We start from the raw sequence: 16,560 nt of genomic DNA, 5'->3' as shown, positions 1-16,560 counted from the left end.
CCCCCGACCACCGCGACCGGAGTAAGGTACCGCAGCCCTAGTCGCCGGCCGACAGGTCCGCGACGATCACGGTGATGTTGTCCGGGCCGCCGCCGCGCAGGGCGAGGTCGGTCAGGCGCTCGGCGCAGTTCTGCGGGGCGTCACAGGCGAGCAGCTCGGCCTCGATCTGGTCGGCGGGCACGACGGTGGTCAGGCCGTCGCTGCACAGCAGCCAGCGGTCGCCCGGCTCCGGCTCGACGATCACGTACGACGGGCTGACGGGCTCGCCCTGCAGCGCCTGCGTCACCACCGCCCGCCGGGGGTGGCTCCCCGCCTCCTCGGGCCGGATCAGCCCCTGGTCGACGAGCATCTGCACGTACGTGTCGTCCTTGGTGAGCTGGTTGAGCCGGCCGTCGCGCAGCAGGTAGGCGCGGCTGTCGCCGACGTGGGCGAGGGCGGCCCGGTCGGCGGAGAAGATGACGGCGGTCAGCGTGGTGCCCATGCCCTGCAGCGCGGCGTCGCCGGCGACGGTCTCGGCGATCCGCCCGTTCGCCACCTCGAGCGCCTTGTGCAGCGCGTCCATCTGGTGCTCGTTGTCGATCGGCACGTCCAGCGACGCCATGGCCTCGACGGCGATACGGCTGGCGACGTCCCCGGCGGCCATCCCACCCATGCCGTCGGCGACGACCAGAAGCCGGTCACCGGCGTAGTAGCAGTCCTGATTGCTGCTTCGCACGTGGCCTTTATCGGTGACGGCCGCCCACCGCAGGTGCAAGGTCATGGCGTGCAGCCTGCCAGGTCGGGTCCAGCCTGTCTGCACGCGGTCGGCGGCGCGCCGGGACAACGGCTCGCGAACTGCGGAAAAAGGCACCTCTCACGGAACGAGAGGCCGTCCCAGGCACCGGGGGTCGACGGCGGCGGCCGGTTTGGTGGGCGCGACCCACTCCAGCGCCGACTGGTCGACCGCCCAGCCGCGGACCGTGATCCGGCTGTGCTGGGCGCGTACCTGCTCCGGGCAGAGGGTCTTGGACGTCACCTGCGCGTTGGGGACGAACACCACCTCGCCGCCGCGCTGCAGGATCGTGGTGGCGGTGTCGTCGACGGTGATCAGCTGCCCGCGGATCACCCGCGTCGAGGTGGTCCCGTCGCGGACCTCGACCGCGCTGTCCGGCAGCACGGGCACCCGGAGGAACACCACGCCGACGAGGAACGGTGCGATCAGCGCGCCGGCGACAGCCGGCCAGTGCGTGGCGAGCCGGGCCAGGCGGGCGGGTACGGGACCGGTCAGCAGCCAGCCGAGCAGGGGCGGCGCGCCGAGCAGCACGACCGTGCCCCAGTCGTCGGCGGACCAGGCAACCCGGATGCCGGGCCGGACCCAGAGCAGCGTGAGCAGGCCGAGCAGGATCGGGATGACCAGGGTGACCACGGCGAGCATGCGGTGCTCGGTCGGGTAGCGCTGCACGGCCGTGAGTCCGAGGATCGCGACGGCCAGCATGACCAGCGTCGGCAGCATCCGCATCTGCCAGGTGAAGCCGGCCACCGCCACGGCGACCAGCACCACCCAGTCGGGCATGCGCAGCGCGGTGAGCGCGAGCAGCGAACGCCGCGCGGTCTCATCCTCGTCGGGCGTGCTGACCAGCAGGATGCCGCCCAGCATCCGCACGACGAGCACCACCACCGGCACGGTCCAGACGAGCGAGATGATGAGCGCGCTGAGCATGCCGAGCGGGCTGATGTACTGCACCAGCAGCAGCATGGTGGGCAGGTCCTGGCGGCTCAGGTACCAGAGCCGGAGCACGAGCAGCACCAGGGGGAACGCGGGCAGCGCCGTCAGCAGCCAGTTCAGCTGGGCCCGCCGTAACCGCGGCCGGCGCTCCAGGGTCCGTACGGTGGTGGTCACGACAGGGTGTCCTCCCAAGGCAGCTCCCGCACGGGCGGCCGCGGGGTCACGGGCTGCTGCGGGCGGGCGAGCGGAACACCCCGGTTGTTCTCGGTCTCCGGCAGGATGTTGTTCTTGTACGCCGTCTCCCACCGCGCGTCCTTGGGATCGGCGTACGACCGGTAGAGGGTCAGGTTCACCAGGTCCCGCAGCGCCTCGTTGTCGCCGACGCTGACACCCCACGCCTCGGTCTTGTCGTCACCGAGGTCCCAGTGGTCGTACCTGTCACGAAATTTCGACTTGAAGCCCCCGAGGATGGCGGCATCGGTGCTGACCGCATCGACGTCTCCCTTGTCGAGCGCCTGAAAACACTCCGACACGCGGTTGCGGCGGACCAGGCGGGCGCCTAAGGACGACGCAGTGGCCGCGCTGGTCGAGGCGGAGAGACTGCAGACCTTCTTGCCTTTGAACTCCTCCAGGCTCGCCACCTTCTTATGCCCGTGCAGGGTGATGACGGACTGCTCGGTGTGCAGGTACGACGACGAGAACATGACGTTTGGCATGTCCTCGCGTTCCTTGGTGATGCTGTAGCTGGCGATGACCATCTTCACCGGCACCGGGTTGCCCTGCAGGTCGGTCGCCTCCATCCGGGCCCGGTCCTCGCTCTCGATGCCGTAGAAGCGCACGTCGTCGCGGCGGAAACCCAGGTCCTCCGCGATCATGTACGCGATGTCGACGTCGAACCCGCTCCAGCTGCCGTCATCGGGATTGCGGTAGGCGATGCCGGGCTGGTCGTCCTTGACCGCGATGGGAAGCGTGCGCCATTCGTCGACCCCGGCCTCGCGCCGGAGGTCCTCCACCGACGGCGGCCCCACGTGGAACAGGCTGACCCACGCGAACGCCAGCACCACGACGAGCACCATGCCCAGGGCGGCGAGGCGCCAAGGTGCCAGGGAGGCACCCCAGGTCTTGACGGCCTCGTCCGGGCGCGCGAAGGTGCGGCGCAGCCCGGCCAGGGCCCGCTCGCCACGCCGCTGCCGGGCGCCGGGCAGCCGCCCGGGCACGCCGCGCTGCCGCGGCGGGCGGCGTACCACTACCTTGCGAACCGGCGGCCGGTCCTCCTCCATGCTCGACATCGCCTTCCGTCCCCCCTTGCGGAGCGCCCATCGTGCCTGATCAAGGTCACGGAACGGGGTCCGGGGTCCCGTACGCGACACCCGGCCGGCACCGGCGCAACCGTCCGGCCGTGAGCATCAGACCGCGGCGGGTCCCGTACCGCTGCACCGCCTCGAGCCCGTACGCGCTGCACGTCGGCGTGAAGCGGCAGCGGGTGGGCAGCCGTGGCGACACCTTGCGGTAACCGCGGATCGCCGCAGTGACCGCTCCGGACCCGGCCCCGGAGAAGCGGGAGACGGTCAGCAGGGTCGTGCTGAGCAGACCGAAGTCGCAAAACGGAAGGTCGCAGACATCGCAGTCACAGTCGCAGGCATCGCCCACCCGGTTCTTACGCTTGCGTCGTTTCCTGCCCCACATGCCGACCATGGTGAAGCATGGGCGCGAGAAGTCGGGGTACCCCGGCGGCCATGAGAATCGGGCGGGCTCTGCTGGCGGCCGGCTTGGTCGGCGTGGGAGTGCGCGTATGGCACTCCCGTACCCGTCGTTTCCTGCACCCGGACGGCCGCTCGTTCACCGGCGAGCTGGAGGTGTGGGGGCTGGGCGCACCCAGCGGCGCGAACCTGCTCGACCGGCCGGGCCGGCACCCGGTGACCCTGCGGATCTCCAAAGGCGGCGGGACGCCGCCGGGCTACCCGGACGTGCTGGGCGTGGCCCTGCGCGTGCACGGGCCCGTCGCCGGGCGGCGGACGGACCTGCTCTTCTCCACCTGCGGCCGGGGGCGGTGGCTACGGCATGTGCCCGTGCCGCGCCGGAGCTTCGACAGCGTCTACGGGACGATCCTCCCCTACCGCACCGGCAGCCGGAGGAAGCTCCACCTCTGCGTCCAGCCGGACCTCGACGGCCGTTCCCTGGGCACAAGCCTCGAATCGGTCACCGCGGCGGCCGACGACGACGGGGCGCGCCTGATGCTGGGCGCCGCCGACGGTGCCGGGGCCACGCGGCTCGTCGGCCGGGCGCGCTTCGGTCGGGTGCTGCCGGCGGCGGCGGACGCCGCGCTGGCGTTCGACCCGGTGCGCAACGTCCCGGCCGACCTGCACCCGACCGGCTTCATCCACGGCTCGCGCGCCTTCGCCTACCGGATCGGGCAGAAATGGCGCGGTGCGCGCCCCGCGGCGCCGAACCCGGCCGCGGTGACGCGCACCAACGCGCATCGCTGATCAGCGCGCGAAGACCACCACCGCGCTCTCGGCGGGCAGCTCGACCCGGTCCCGCTGCAGAACCACCCCGGGCTCGGTGGCGAGCAGCACCTTGCTGGGCACCGAACGAAGGCTCACGGTCTGCGGCGCGGACGCCAGGTTGGCCGCCACCACGCACCGGCCGCGGCGCATCACCACGAACTGGTCGCCGTGCCACACCTCCACCCGGTCGAGGCGCGGGTCGGACAGGTCGGCGTGCTCGCGGCGCAGCGCGATCAGGCGCTTGTGCAGGTCGAGCATCTCCGCGTGACCGGGCTTCTCCCGCTCGGACCAGTCGAGCTTGGAACGTTCGAAGGTCGCCGGGTCCTGGGGATCCGGCACCTCCGCCTCCGCCCATCCGTGCGAGGCGAACTCCCGCCGGCGTCCGGTCTGCACCGCCTCCGCGAGCTCGGGCTCGGGGTGGCTGGTGAAGAACTGCCACGGGTTGCTGGCCGCCCATTCCTCGCCCATGAAGAGCATGGGCGTGAACGGCGAGGTGAGCAGCAGCGTCGCGCCGACCTTGAGCAGACCCGGCGACAGCGTCGCCGAGAGCCGGTCGCCGATCGCCCGGTTGCCGATCTGGTCATGGTTCTGCAGGTACGCGACGAAGCGATGCCCCGGCACCCGGTTGCGGTCCACCGGGCGCCCGTGGTGGCGCCGGCGGAAGCTCGACCACGTGTTCGCGTGGAAGAACGCCCCGGTCAGCACCGTCTCCAGGCAGTCCAGCGAGCCGAAGTCGCCGTAGTAGCCCTGCCGCTCGCCGGTGAGCAGCGTGTGCAGGGCGTGGTGCACGTCGTCGTCCCACTGGGCCTGCAGGCCGTACCCGCCGGCCTCGCGCGGGGTGATCAGCGTGGGGTCGTTGAGGTCCGACTCGGCGATCAGCGACAGCGGGCGGCCCAGGTGCGTCGACAGGCTTTCCACCTCGCTCGCCAGCTGCTCGAGCAGGTGGATCGCGGTGTGGTCGACCAGCGCGTGCACGGCGTCCAGGCGCAGGCCGTCGATGTGGTAGTCGCGCAGCCAGCCGAGCACGCTGTCGATGATGTAGCGGCGTACCTCGTCGGAGAGCGGTCCGTCGAGGTTGACCGAGGCGCCCCACGGGTTGGCCCCGGCCGCGCTCAGGTACGGCGCGAACATGGGGGCGTACGCGCCGCTGGGGCCGAAGTGGTTGTAGACGACGTCCAGCACCACGCCCAGGCCCTTGGCGTGCGCCGCGTCGACGAAGCGCTTGAGCCCGTCGGGGCCCCCGTAGGCCTCGTGGGGCGCATACCAGCAGACGCCGTCGTAGCCCCAGTTGTACTCGCCGTTGAAGGCGTTGACGGGCAGCAGCTCCACCAGGTCGACGCCGAGGTCGACGAGGTGGTCGAGCCGCTCGATGGCGGCGTCGAAGGTGCCTTCCGGGGTGAAGGTGCCGACGTGCAGCTCGTAGAGGACGGAACCGGGGAGCTGGCGCCCGGTCCAGGCACCGTCCGTCCAGGAGAAGGCCGCGTGGTCGTACACCCGGCTGGGGCCGTGCACGCCCTCAGGCTGCCACCGCGACCGCGGGTCCGGAAGCGGGCTGTCGTGATCCGGCAAAACGTACGAATAGTCCGTGCCGGCGCCGGCCTCGGGCACGTCGAGGCGCCACCACCCGTCGTCACCGCGGTCCATGTCGCGATCGGACCCGTCGATGCGCAGCTTGACGGTCTTCTCGGGAACCCACACCTCGAAGAGGGTCATGGTCACTCTTTCACCAGGAGGGCGACGGGGTACGTGTGCAGCAGATCGGCCACGGCCAGGCGGTTCCCGCCGTAACTGGCGTTCGTGAAGACTTCCCGCCAGGTGTGGCCGTCGAGTGTCAGCGTGGTGTCGTGCCAGCCGCCGTGACGTGACAATCCGACCGGCAGGCGGGTGGCCACCGCGACCACGCCGCCGCGGTCGAAGGCGATCACGTGCTCGGCGACCCGGCCATCGGCGTACACCGGGCGGTACCGGTTGAACAGCTCCGGCCGCTGCCGCCGCAGCCGCAGGGTCCGGCTGGTGACCAGCAGCTTGGCCGCGCCGCTCTCGTCGACCGGCGGCTGCCAGCCGTCGTCGATCCGGGCGAGCAGCTCGCGGCGCTCGCCGAAGTCGACCGGCCGCCGGTTGTCCGGGTCGACCAGCGAGTGGTCCCACAGCTCGGTGCCCTGGTAGACGTCCGGCACGCCGGGCATGGTGAGCTGCACCAGCTTCATCCCCAGCGAGTTCGACCAGCCGGGTGCGGTGATCGAGCGGACGAAGTCGTCGATCTCGCTGTGCAGGGCCGGGTCGTCGTACATCCGGTCCACCATCTGCCGCAGCGCCGTCTCGAACTTCTCGTCCTGCCGGGTCCAGCTGGTGCCGACGCCGCTCTCGCGGGCCGCCTTCAACGCGTACGCCTGCAGCCGCTCCCGGTCGAGCGGCCAGGCGCCGACCGCGGCCTGCCAGATGAGGTGGGCCAGGGCCGGGTCGGGCAGCGGGGCGACCCGCACCCAGCGGCGGACCACCTCGGTCCAGTCGCCGGGCAGCTCGGACAGCACGGCGAGCCGGGCCCGGACGTCCTCGCTGCGCTTGGTGTCGTGGGTGGACAGCGACGTCATGCCCGCCGGCCAGCGCCGCTGGCGTTCCGTCGTGACGTCGTGGAACTCGTCGAGGTTGACGCCGAACTTCGACGGGTCGTTGCCCACCTCGTTGCGGGCGGTGAAGCGGGTCCAGCGGTAGAACGCGGTGTCCTCCACGCCCTTGGCCATCACCGCCCCGGTGTACTGCTGGAAGCGGATCGCCAGCTCGTCGGCCGGGTTGCGCAGCCGCGCGGTGAGCTGGTCCAGGGCCGGGATCAGCCCGGGCCGGCGGCGGCCCGCCTCGGAGCGCGCCTTGGCCAGGTGCCGGGAGCCGAACGGCAGGTACGAGCGGTAGACCGGGAAGCAGGCGGCCAGCTCGGCGAGGCCCTGCGCGGCGCCCTCGACCTCCGGGACCAGCCGGCACATGCGGGCCAGCTCGGCGGCGAGCTGCGTGGTCGCGAGGTGGAACTTGGTCTCGTGGACCTGGTCCTGCCAGCTCTTCTCACCGCCGGTGAGGTGGTGGTCGAGGGTGTCGAAGAACCGCTCGGTGGTGGTGTCGACGAAGACGCCGCAGACCTCAGCCAGCGCGTCATAGCCGGTGGTGCCGGCGATCGGCCAGTCGGGCAGCTCCTCCCCCGGCTCGAGGATCTTCTCGACGACGAGCCAGGCGTCCGGCGCCGCCTCGTGCAGCCGGTGCAGGTACTCGCCCGGGTCGCGCAGGCCGTCCGGGTGGTCGACGCGCAGGCCCTGGACCGCGCCTTCGGCGTACCAGCGCAGGATCTCGCGGTGGGTGGCCTCGAAGACCTCCGGGTCCTCCACGCGCAGCCCGGCCAGGTCCACGATGGCGAAGAACCGTCGGTAGTTGAGCTCGCTGTCCCCGCGGGTCCAGTTGACCAGCTCGTAGTGCTGGCGGTCGTGGACCTCGCGGGCGGTGCCCTCCCCGGTGCCGGGGCGAAGCGGGTACCGCTTGTCGAAGTAGTGCAGCTCCCCGTCCTCGACGCGCAGGTCGTCGAGGGCGTCCGGCTCGTCGGCCAGCACCGGGATGAGCAGCCTCCCGCTCTCCCAGTCGATGTCGTAGAACTTCGCGTACGCCGACTCGCGCCCGTTCTTGAGCACGTCCCACCACGTCGGGTTGGCGGCGGGCACCGCCACCCCGGCGTGGTTGGGCACGATGTCGACGACCAGGCCCAGCCCGGCCGCGTCGAGGGCGGCCTTGAGCGCGAGCCGGCCCTCCTCGCCGCCGACCGCCGGGCTGACCTTGGTGTGGTCCACGACGTCGTAGCCGTGCTCGGAGCCGGGCGCGGCGGTGAGGATCGGCGCGGTGTAGAGGTGGCTGACACCCAGGTCGGCCAGGTAGTCGGCGAGCTCGGCGGTGGGCTTGAAGCCGAAGTCGGGGCGGATCTGGACTCGGTACGTACCAGTGGGCTGGTGGGGGGGCATCAAACCGTCCTGTCCAACACGATGAGCGAGCGGTCGGGCACGAGGATCTTGGAGCCCGCCTCCACCACGTTCGGGCGGTCGGGCGACGGTTCCGCCGTCTCGATGACCTTCTCCCACTTCTCGCCGTACTCGGCGGGCGGGGTGGCGAACTCGATGGGCGCGTCGTGGGCGTTGAAGAACAGCAGGAACGAGCTGTCGACGTGGCGCTGGCCGTACTGGCCGCGCTCGCGGATGCCCTCGCCGTTGACGAAGAGGGCGACCGCGCGCCCGAAGTCGTTGCCCCAGTCGTCGCCCGCCATCTGCCGGCCGTCCGGAGTGAACCATTCGAGGTCCGGCAGCGGGTCGCCGCCGCCGCGGGCGGTCACCGGCAGGCCGGTGAAGAAGCGGCGGCGCTGGAACACCTGGTGGCGGTGGCGGAACGCGGTCAGCTTGCGGGTGAACTCGAGCAGCGTCTCGTCGGCGTTCTCCCAGTCGATCCAGGCCAGCTCGTTGTCCTGGCAGTACGCGTTGTTGTTGCCCTGCTGGGTGCGGCCGAGCTCGTCGCCGTGCGAGATCATCGGCACGCCCTGGCTGAGCATCAGCGTGGCGAGGAAGTTGCGCCGCTGCTTGGCGCGCAGGGCCAGCACGGCCTTGTCGTCGGTCGGGCCCTCGGTGCCGCAGTTCCACGACCGGTTGTGGCTCTCGCCGTCGCGGTTCTCCTCGCCGTTGGCCTCGTTGTGCTTGTCGTTGTACGAGACCAGGTCGTTGAGCGTGAACCCGTCGTGCGCCGTCACGAAGTTGATCGAGTGGAACGGCTTGCGGCCGTCGTCCTGGTAGAGGTCGGCCGACCCGGTGATCCGGCTGGCGAACTCCGCCAGGGTGGCCGGCTCGCCGCGCCAGAAGTCGCGCACGGTGTCGCGGTACTTGCCGTTCCACTCCGTCCAGTTCGGCGGGAAGTTGCCGACCTGGTAGCCGCCCGGCCCGACGTCCCACGGCTCGGCGATCAGCTTGACCTGGCCCACGACCGGGTCCTGCTGGACCACCTCGAAGAAGGTGGACAGGCGGTCGACGTCGTAGAACTCCCGGGCCAGGGTGGACGCGAGGTCGAAGCGGAAGCCGTCGACGTGCATCTCGGTGACCCAGTAGCGCAGCGAGTCCATGATCAGCTGGAGGCTCTGCGGGCTGCGCACGTTGAGGCTGTTACCCGTACCCGTGTAATCCATGTAGAAATTGGGCTGGTCGTCGACGAGCCGGTAGTAGGTCCGGTTGTCGATGCCCTTGAGGCTCATCGTCGGGCCGAGGTGGTTGCCCTCCGCCGTGTGGTTGTAGACGACGTCGAGGATGACCTCCATGCCGGCGGCGTGCAGCGCCTTGACCATGCCCCGGAACTCCTGGGTCTGCTGGCCGAGCGAGCCCATCGCCGAGTAGCCGTGGTACGGCGCGAAGAAGCCCAGGGTGTTGTAGCCCCAGTAGTTGCGCAGCCCGAGGTCGGCGAGGCGGTTGTCGTGCACGAACTGGTGCACCGGCATCAGCTCGATCGCGGTCACGCCCAGCTTCGCGAGGTGCTCGATGATCGCCGGGTGGCCGATCGCCGCGTACGTGCCGCGCATGTCCTTGGGCACCTCGGGGTGGCGCTCGGTGAGGCCCTTGACGTGCGTCTCGTAGATCACCGAGTGGTGGTACGGAATGTCCGGACGCCGGTCGTTGCCCCAGTCGAAGTACGGGTTGACCACCACGCCCTTGGCCATGTGCGGCGCGGAGTCCAGATCGGACATCTGGTCCGGGTTGTCGAAGTCGTACGCGTAGAGGCTCGGGTGCCAGTCGATGTCCGAGTCCACCGCCCGCGCGTACGGGTCCAGCAGCAGCTTGTGCGGGTTGCACCGCAGCCCCCGGGACGGGTCGTACGGCCCGTACACCCGATAGCCGTACCGCTGTCCCGGCTCCACCCCCGGCAGGTACGCGTGCCAGACGAACGCGTCCTGCTCGTGCAGCTGGACCTTGCGCTCATTGCCTGACGCGTCGAAGAGACACAGCTCCACGGCCTCGGCGACCTCCGAGAAGATCGCGAAGTTGGTGCCCGTCCCGTCGTACGTCGCGCCCAGTGGATACCGGTGCCCCGGCCACACCTGCATGTGCTGCTCCCACCCTCGACCGTCGGTGCCCGCGATCGTGAGGGCGACCCCCCGCGGGCTGGGCACGTGTGCCCACGCTTGCGGGGGTTCAATCCTGTACGGCCGCGTCAGCGGTCATTCTCACCGATGCGGCTGATAACGTCTGCGCGACTGTCCGGTTACCCGCAGATACTTCGCCCCCGAGCTGTGCGGTCGATCACCGGACAGGGTGGTTTGACGGTCGAGAATTCGAGCATAGAGGGCACCGTGTCGCTGACTGAGCTGTCCAAGCCATGACCCTGCCGATCGTCACCGGTCCGCAGACCTGCGGCTCACTCTCGCCCGACGGCGGCGCCCACCTCGAATGGCTCGTGACCGACGGCCTCGGCGGATACGCCACGGGCACCGTCTCCGGCCTGCGCACCCGCCGGTACCACGCGCTGCTCGCCGTGGCCCACCCCGCCACGGCCGTCCGGCACGTCGCGCTGGCCGCGCTCGACCTCACCCTCACGCTGCCCTCGGGGGCGCACGTCCCGCTGTACACCCATGAGTGGGAGTCCGGGGCCGTGGCGCCCCAGGGCCACCGCCACCTCGAGACCTTCACGCTGGACGACGGCCTGCCCCGGTGGCGGTGGCGGGTCGGTGACGTCGTCGTCGAGCGGGAGCTGGCGATGGTGCACGGCCGCAGCGCCCTCGGCGTCGTGCACCGGGTCGTCGCCGCGCCCGGTCCCGTGGGGCTGGCCGTCGCGGCCATGTGCACGTGGCGGGACGCGCACGGCCTGCGGCAGGCGGGTGCGGGTGACCCGCGCGTCGAGCACCTCGCCGACGGGGCTGTCGTCGAGGACGCGTACCGGCTGGCCGGGCCGGGCTGGCAGGCCGGGGGCGGCTGGCATCTGGGGGCGTACCAGCGGGAGGAGGCGGCCCGCGGGCTGAGCGCCACCGAGGACCTGTGGTTCGCCGGCACGTTCGTCGACCGCCTGGACGCCGGCGGCACGATGGAGATCTGCGCCTGGGCGGGCGCCCTGGACGACCGGCCGCCGGCCGCCTCCGCCGTCGTCGCGGCCGCCCGCGAACGCGCTCATGCGCTCGTGACCTCGGCGAAGGCCGACGGGACCGCGGCCGGCCTGGTGCTGGCCGCGGATCATTTCGTGGTCGCCGGGGCCGACGGTCCGGACGTCGTCGCCGGTTACCCGTGGTTCGGCAGCTACCTCGGCGACACCATGACGGCGTACGAGGGGCTGTTCCTCGAGACCGGCCGCGCCGAGGAGGGCCGCGAGCTGCTGCTGGCCCGGGCGAAAGCGGCCGCGCGGGCGGTGCGCGAGGAGACCGGCCCGTGGGGACCGCACGGCTCGCTCGACGCGCCGCTGTGGCTGGTGCACGCGGTCGACCGGCACGTGCGGCGGACCGGGGACAGCGATCTCGCCGCCATGCTGGTCGGCCCGCTCTCCCGGCTCCTGCGCGGGCACATCGGTGACGGCGGCACGCTCGCTCTCGACACCGCCGACGAGCTGGTACGGCTGGACGGCGACGCGGGCAGCTGGATGAACGCGTACACCGACGACGGGCCGGTCACCCCGCGGATCGGCAAGCCGGTCGAGATCAACGCGCTCTGGGTCAACGCCCTGGCCGCGATGGCCGACCTGCTGGACGAGGCCGGCAGGGACAGCGGAGACCTGCGGGCCCGGCACGCGCGGGCACGGGAGTCGTTCGCCGCCCGGTTCCGCGCCGCCGAGGGCTGGCTCTACGACGTCATCGACGGGCCGGCCTCCACGTACCCGCTGGGTGCCGGGGCCTACGACGACGACCCGTCGCTGCGCCCCAACCAGCTCTTCGCCTGGTCCCTGCCGCACGCGCCCCTGGCCGGCCCGGACGGCCGCGACCTCGACCGGGCCGCGGTGCGCGCCGTCGGCGGGGCGCTGCTCACCCCGCTGGGCCTGCGCACGCTGGCGCCCACCGAGTACGGCTACCAGGGCACCCACCGCGGTGGCCGGGACGAACGGGACATCGCCTACCACCAGGGCACGGTGTGGCCCTGGTTGATCGGCCCGTACGCGGACGCCTGCGCCGCCACGGGCCTGCCCACGGAAGGGCTGCTGACCGGACTGGAGGCGCACATGCGCGAAGCGGGGGTGGGATCGTTGAGCGAGACGGCGGACGGCGACGCGCCGCACCGGGCGACGGGTAGTCCGTTCTCGGCCCGGTCGGTGGCCGAGGCACTGCGGGTACGGGGGTACGCCTCATGAGCCGGATCCTGATGCTGAGCTGGGAGTACCCGCCGCTGCTGGTCGGCGGCCTGGGCCGGCACGTGCACGCCCTGGCCACGTCGCTGGTGGCCGCCGGCCACGAGGTCACCGTCATCACCCGGCACACCCCCGGCTCCCTGCGCGAGGAGTACGCCGAGGGCGTGCACATCGTCCGCGCCCCCGACGACCCGCCCGCCTTCCCCGTCGAGAACGGCAACATGGCCGGCTGGGCGACGGCGTTCAACCACACCCTGACCCGGGCCGCCCTGCGCGCCGCCCGCACCGCGAGGTACGACGTCGTGCACGCGCACGACTGGCTCGTGGCGCACGCCGCCGTGACCCTGCGCGAACACCTCGACGTGCCGCTGGTCGCCACGATCCACGCCACCGAGGCGGGCCGGCATCAGGGCTACCTGCCGCACCCGCACAACCGCACGATCGACGACGTCGAGCGCTGGCTGGCCGCCGAGGCCGCCCGCGTCATCGTCTGTTCGGAGTACATGCGCGCCGAGGTGGTCCGGCAGTTCGGCGTACCCGTGTCCAAGTCCGACGTGGTGCACAACGGCGTCGACGTCCTGCGCTGGTACGCCCGCCCCCGCGCCGTCGCCGCCGCCCGCCGCCGCTTCGCCGGGGACGCCCCGCTGGTGTCCTTCGCCGGCCGGCTCGTCTACGAGAAGGGCGTCCAGCACCTGATCGCCGCGGTCCCCCGGCTGCTCGAGACGAGCCCGGGGCTGCGCGTGGTGATCGCGGGCGACGGCCCGTACCGGGCGGAGCTGGAGGCGATGGCCTGCCCCGCGGTGAGCTTCGCCGGCTTCCTGACCGGGCACCACCTGACCGCCCTGATGGGCGCCTCCGACTGCTATGTGGTGCCGAGCATCTACGAGCCGTTCGGCATGGTCGCGCTGGAGGCGGCCGCTGCCGGCACGCCCGTGGCCGTGTCGTCGACCGGCGGCCTGGCCGAGATCGTCGAGGACGGCGTCACCGGCGTGACGTTCCGCCCGCAGGATCCGGAGGCGCTGGCCACCTCGGTGAGCGCGGTGCTCGCCGACCGCGACTTCGCCCGCGGCCTGGCCCGCCGCGGCCGCCGCCGGGTCCGCGAGGACTTCGCCTGGCCCGAGATCGCGGCGCGCACCCTCGCCGTGTACGAGGCCGCGCAGGCGAGCGGCGGGATGACCCGGGAGGCCGAGCGGGTGCTGGCGGCGGACCGGCTGCTCACCGCATGAGGGCGCTGGTCCTCGGCGGCGGCGGCATCACCGGCATCGCGTGGGAGCTCGGACTGCTCACCGGCCTGCGCCGCGCCGGCACCGACCTCGGCAAGGCGGACCTGATCGTCGGCACGTCGGCGGGTGCGTACGTGGGTGCGCTCCTGGCCACCGGCGCGGACCTCGACGAGGCCGTCTCCGGCGCCGCCCGGATCGAGATCGAGCTGTCGCCGCGCATCGACCCGACCCTGCTCGCCCAGGGCTTCGCCGTGCTCAGCGACCGGTCCCTGCCGCCGCGCGACGTCCGGGCGAGGCTGGGCGCGCTGGCCCGCCGCGCGCCGGTGGGCGACGACGGCCCGCACGTCGCCCGGTTCGCCGGGCAGCTGCCGGTGCACGAGTGGCCCTGGGCGCCCCGGCTGGTCGTCACGGCCGTGGACACCGCGACCGGGAACCTGGCCGCCTGGGACGCCGGCGCGGAGGTGCCGCTGCCCGCCGCGGTCGCGGCCAGCTGCGCGCTCCCGGGCGTCTTCCCACCGGTACGGGTGGGCGACGGCTGGTACATGGACGGCGGCGTGCGGTCGGTCACCAACGCCGACCTGGCCGCGGGTGCCGACGCCGTCGTGGTGATCGCCCCCACCTCCGGGATGTTCCGCGCCTCGCCCGCGGAGGAGCTGGCCGAGCTGGCGGCACCCCGCAGCATGCTGATCGTCCCGGACGCCACCGCCCGGCAAGCGATCGGCGGCAACATCCTCGACCCCGGCCGCCGGGGACCCGCCCTCGCCGCGGGCGCCGCCCAGGCCGAGAAGGTCGCGGCCGCCGTCGCGCAGGCCTGGAGCTGAGTGCGCTGTCAGGGGTCGAGATTTCTGCCGGGAAGCTGCGATCGTCTCCTTTCTCCAGTCGCCGGAGCATCCTCTGATCCGCCAATATGAGTGCGCTCGGATTCGCCATTGACAGTTCTCGCCGGAGGTCTCGTTCGCCTTTCCGTCGTGATCGGCAGGGCCCCCTCACCGGTCCGGCATGACAATGGTCGGTGGTTCGATGTGCGCCGGAATGTTCGGGTGCACGGAAGCGGCAGGCGGGCTTCGAGTTTGCCCGTTTCTGGTCGCATGGGACGCGCGGCTGCCGCGCCCGCTGAATCGACCGCCACGCCCCGCTGAAACAGCTGCCACGCCCGGCTGGAGCGGCCGCCGCGCGCTGGTGGAACCAGGCGAGCTGGTCGCCCGCACCTGCTCCACGGCCCCCGCCTCGCCGCGGTGTCCCGCGCCGCTACGGTGCACACTGCCGTCCTCAGATGCGGTGCAACCCCCCGGCCCGTCGTGCAGTGCCGATCGCTCCGGCCGCCCGCGATGATCCATTGTGTCACCGGGATGCGGCATGCCGGGCGACGCCTCCGGGCGGCGGTCATCAACGACCGGCTGTGGGGCCGCGGCCCGGCGCAGCCGACGCAGACGCCTGGAATGACGTTGCACCAAGCCCCACGCGCGGTGCCGCTCATGCTGGCGCCGGAACTCCTCAGCCTCCGGCGAATGATGGCGACGCAACGTCCGATCCCGCACATTCTTCGTGGAAAACAATGCGAGTTGCGTCATTTTCCCATTATCCCGCGCACCCCCGGATCCGACGAAGCCAACCAGGGACATTTCATATCAAGAAATCATCCAGAACCGACTGGACGATCCGCACCTCCGGCACAAACGAAACAGCGAACGCCGGCCCCGGCATGCCGACCGACGAAACCGGCACCGGCCCGGTTCGCCATCCGCACCGGCCGGGGAAACCTCGATGACCAGCACCGCCAGATCCTGGGCCTGCGGCGGCACCGCCGGGCGGATCCTGGTCTCGGCCGCCGCCGAGCCGGCGCCGCTCGGTGCCATGTGCCGGGCCAAGCGGCTCTGGACCCACGGCTCGCACCTGCACGGCCCGTCGACCGATGAGTTCGCCGGCGTCGGCAGGTCTACCGTCTGACGACAGCCGACCGACCTATCGGGAGTACGCCATGGGCCTCATCCACATCGAGATGTTCGCGACCCTCGACCTCGTCGGGCAGGCGCCCGGCGGCCCCGAGGAGGACCCGGCCGGGTTCCCCTTCGGCGGCTGGCAGGCGCCCCTGATGGACGACGTGTCCGGCGCGCAGATCGGCGCCGCGTACGAGGGCACCGACGCCCTCCTGCTCGGCCGGCGCACGTACGACATCTTCGCCGGGTTCTGGCCGCACCAGGAGGGCGGCGAGGACGACGAGATCGCCACCCTGTTCAACAGCATCCCGAAGTACGTGGCCTCGCGCGGCAAGCCCGACCTGCCGTGGGCGGGGTCCACGCAGCTCGGCCCGGACCTGGCCGCCGCGGTCCGCGAGATCCGGGACCGGCACGAGCACATCAAGGTCGTCGGAAGCCTCGACCTGGTGCAGACCCTGCTGCGCGAGAAGCTCTTCGACCGCCTCGACCTCTGGGTGCACCCCATCGTGCTCGGCGTCGGCAAGAAGGTGTTCGACGGCGGCGCGGTGCCCACGAACCTGACGCTGCTCGAACCGCCGGCGGTCAGCCCGAAGGGAACCGTCTACCTGCGTTACGCGCTCGCCGACGGCACGCCGGGGACCGGCGACATGTCCGCACCCGGCCGCGGCCTCGACTGACTGTGAAGCTGGTGGTGTCGGTCTGTTGATGATGGGCTGGCGGCCGGTAGCGGTGGACGTGACTCTTCGTCTGACTGGCTTTGAGCCTTCGCGCGGGACTTGTCCGTTCGCTGCTGCCGGTACCGGCCCCACACCGCCGCAGTCCTGGCCAGCATCACTGTGGCCACCGATCCCGACGGATACGCGCAA

General features: G+C 72.0%; 13 protein-coding genes. 6 read left to right on the top strand and 7 right to left on the bottom strand.

The features are described 5' to 3' along the window. Positions 1 to 37: 37 nt before the first annotated feature. The 4 genes from AB0J80_RS16050 to yidD form a co-directional block, all read right to left on the bottom strand. Positions 38 to 715 (bottom strand): protein phosphatase 2C domain-containing protein, encoded by a 678-nt coding sequence (locus tag AB0J80_RS16050; protein ID WP_364705233.1) that lies wholly within the window; start codon positions 713 to 715, stop codon positions 38 to 40. A gap of 138 nt (positions 716 to 853) precedes the next feature. Then, complete coding sequence (locus tag AB0J80_RS16045; RefSeq protein WP_364705231.1) at positions 854 to 1,879, bottom strand: hypothetical protein; 1,026 nt, start codon at positions 1,877 to 1,879, stop codon at positions 854 to 856. Next, positions 1,876 to 2,994: a transporter substrate-binding domain-containing protein gene (locus AB0J80_RS16040; protein WP_364705229.1), complete on the bottom strand. Its 1,119-nt coding sequence runs from the start codon at positions 2,992 to 2,994 to the stop codon at positions 1,876 to 1,878. The genes AB0J80_RS16045 and AB0J80_RS16040 overlap by 4 nt, the downstream gene beginning before the upstream one ends. Before the next feature lie 46 nt (positions 2,995 to 3,040). Continuing rightward, complete coding sequence (gene yidD / locus AB0J80_RS16035; RefSeq protein ID WP_364705655.1) at positions 3,041 to 3,277, bottom strand: membrane protein insertion efficiency factor YidD; 237 nt, start codon at positions 3,275 to 3,277, stop codon at positions 3,041 to 3,043. A 164-nt stretch (positions 3,278 to 3,441) separates the two neighbouring features. On the opposite strand from yidD, the gene AB0J80_RS16030 reads away from it, so the two are divergent. Beyond that, positions 3,442 to 4,191, top strand: coding sequence for a hypothetical protein (locus AB0J80_RS16030; RefSeq protein ID WP_364705227.1), 750 nt, complete (start codon positions 3,442 to 3,444; stop codon positions 4,189 to 4,191). Here AB0J80_RS16030 and treZ read toward each other — a convergent pair whose 3' ends face one another. From treZ to glgX, 3 genes are read right to left on the bottom strand one after another with little or no spacing between them, the layout of a single operon-like run. Further along, positions 4,192 to 5,925 (bottom strand): malto-oligosyltrehalose trehalohydrolase, encoded by a 1,734-nt coding sequence (gene treZ / locus AB0J80_RS16025; protein WP_364705225.1) that lies wholly within the window; start codon positions 5,923 to 5,925, stop codon positions 4,192 to 4,194. It abuts the gene before it with no gap. A 2-nt stretch (positions 5,926 to 5,927) separates the two neighbouring features. Then, on the bottom strand, positions 5,928 to 8,204 hold the full coding sequence (treY, locus tag AB0J80_RS16020; protein ID WP_364705223.1) for a malto-oligosyltrehalose synthase: 2,277 nt from the start codon (positions 8,202 to 8,204) through the stop codon (positions 5,928 to 5,930). Next, a complete protein-coding gene (gene glgX, locus AB0J80_RS16015) occupies positions 8,204 to 10,315 on the bottom strand; it encodes a glycogen debranching protein GlgX (protein WP_364705654.1) in 2,112 nt (703 codons plus the stop codon). The genes treY and glgX overlap by 1 nt, the downstream gene beginning before the upstream one ends. Before the next feature lie 272 nt (positions 10,316 to 10,587). On the opposite strand from glgX, the gene AB0J80_RS16010 reads away from it, so the two are divergent. The 5 genes from AB0J80_RS16010 to AB0J80_RS15990 all read left to right on the top strand — a co-directional run bounded on the left by AB0J80_RS16010 (position 10,588) and on the right by AB0J80_RS15990 (position 16,371). Further along, on the top strand, positions 10,588 to 12,537 hold the full coding sequence (locus tag AB0J80_RS16010) for an amylo-alpha-1,6-glucosidase (RefSeq protein WP_364705221.1): 1,950 nt from the start codon (positions 10,588 to 10,590) through the stop codon (positions 12,535 to 12,537). Continuing rightward, positions 12,534 to 13,760 carry a glycosyltransferase family 4 protein gene (locus tag AB0J80_RS16005; RefSeq protein ID WP_364705219.1) on the top strand — a complete coding sequence of 409 codons (1,227 nt, stop codon included), beginning with the start codon at positions 12,534 to 12,536 and terminating at the stop codon, positions 13,758 to 13,760. Before AB0J80_RS16010 ends, AB0J80_RS16005 begins: the two co-directional genes overlap by 4 nt. Then, positions 13,757 to 14,578 (top strand): patatin-like phospholipase family protein, encoded by an 822-nt coding sequence (locus AB0J80_RS16000; RefSeq protein WP_364705217.1) that lies wholly within the window; start codon positions 13,757 to 13,759, stop codon positions 14,576 to 14,578. The genes AB0J80_RS16005 and AB0J80_RS16000 overlap by 4 nt, the downstream gene beginning before the upstream one ends. A gap of 943 nt (positions 14,579 to 15,521) precedes the next feature. Continuing rightward, complete coding sequence (locus AB0J80_RS15995) at positions 15,522 to 15,704, top strand: hypothetical protein (RefSeq protein WP_364705216.1); 183 nt, start codon at positions 15,522 to 15,524, stop codon at positions 15,702 to 15,704. 31 nt (positions 15,705 to 15,735) lie between these two features. Then, positions 15,736 to 16,371, top strand: a complete 636-nt coding sequence (locus AB0J80_RS15990; protein WP_364705214.1) for a dihydrofolate reductase family protein — start codon at positions 15,736 to 15,738, stop codon at positions 16,369 to 16,371. Positions 16,372 to 16,560 lie beyond the last annotated feature (189 nt).

The organism is Actinoplanes sp. NPDC049548 (assembly GCF_040676695.1).
GTDB lineage: Bacteria > Actinomycetota > Actinomycetes > Mycobacteriales > Micromonosporaceae > Actinoplanes.
Note: the sequence above shows the minus strand (reverse complement) of the source record. Positions and strands in the feature narration are given on the sequence as shown.

Excerpts from the sequence above, each read along its gene's own strand:
- AB0J80_RS15990 (WP_364705214.1), top strand. The coding sequence starts at position 15,736 with ATGGGCCTCATCCACATCGAGATGTTCGCGACCCTCGACCTCGTCGGG.
- AB0J80_RS15995 (WP_364705216.1), top strand. The coding sequence starts at position 15,522 with ATGACCAGCACCGCCAGATCCTGGGCCTGCGGCGGCACCGCCGGGCGG.
- AB0J80_RS16000 (WP_364705217.1), top strand. The coding sequence starts at position 13,757 with ATGAGGGCGCTGGTCCTCGGCGGCGGCGGCATCACCGGCATCGCGTGG.
- AB0J80_RS16010 (WP_364705221.1), top strand. The coding sequence starts at position 10,588 with ATGACCCTGCCGATCGTCACCGGTCCGCAGACCTGCGGCTCACTCTCG.
- glgX (WP_364705654.1), bottom strand. The coding sequence starts at position 10,315 with ATGCAGGTGTGGCCGGGGCACCGGTATCCACTGGGCGCGACGTACGAC.
- treZ (WP_364705225.1), bottom strand. The coding sequence starts at position 5,925 with ATGACCCTCTTCGAGGTGTGGGTTCCCGAGAAGACCGTCAAGCTGCGC.
- AB0J80_RS16005 (WP_364705219.1), top strand. The coding sequence starts at position 12,534 with ATGAGCCGGATCCTGATGCTGAGCTGGGAGTACCCGCCGCTGCTGGTC.
- AB0J80_RS16030 (WP_364705227.1), top strand. The coding sequence starts at position 3,442 with ATGAGAATCGGGCGGGCTCTGCTGGCGGCCGGCTTGGTCGGCGTGGGA.
- treY (WP_364705223.1), bottom strand. The coding sequence starts at position 8,204 with ATGCCCCCCCACCAGCCCACTGGTACGTACCGAGTCCAGATCCGCCCC.
- AB0J80_RS16040 (WP_364705229.1), bottom strand. The coding sequence starts at position 2,994 with ATGTCGAGCATGGAGGAGGACCGGCCGCCGGTTCGCAAGGTAGTGGTA.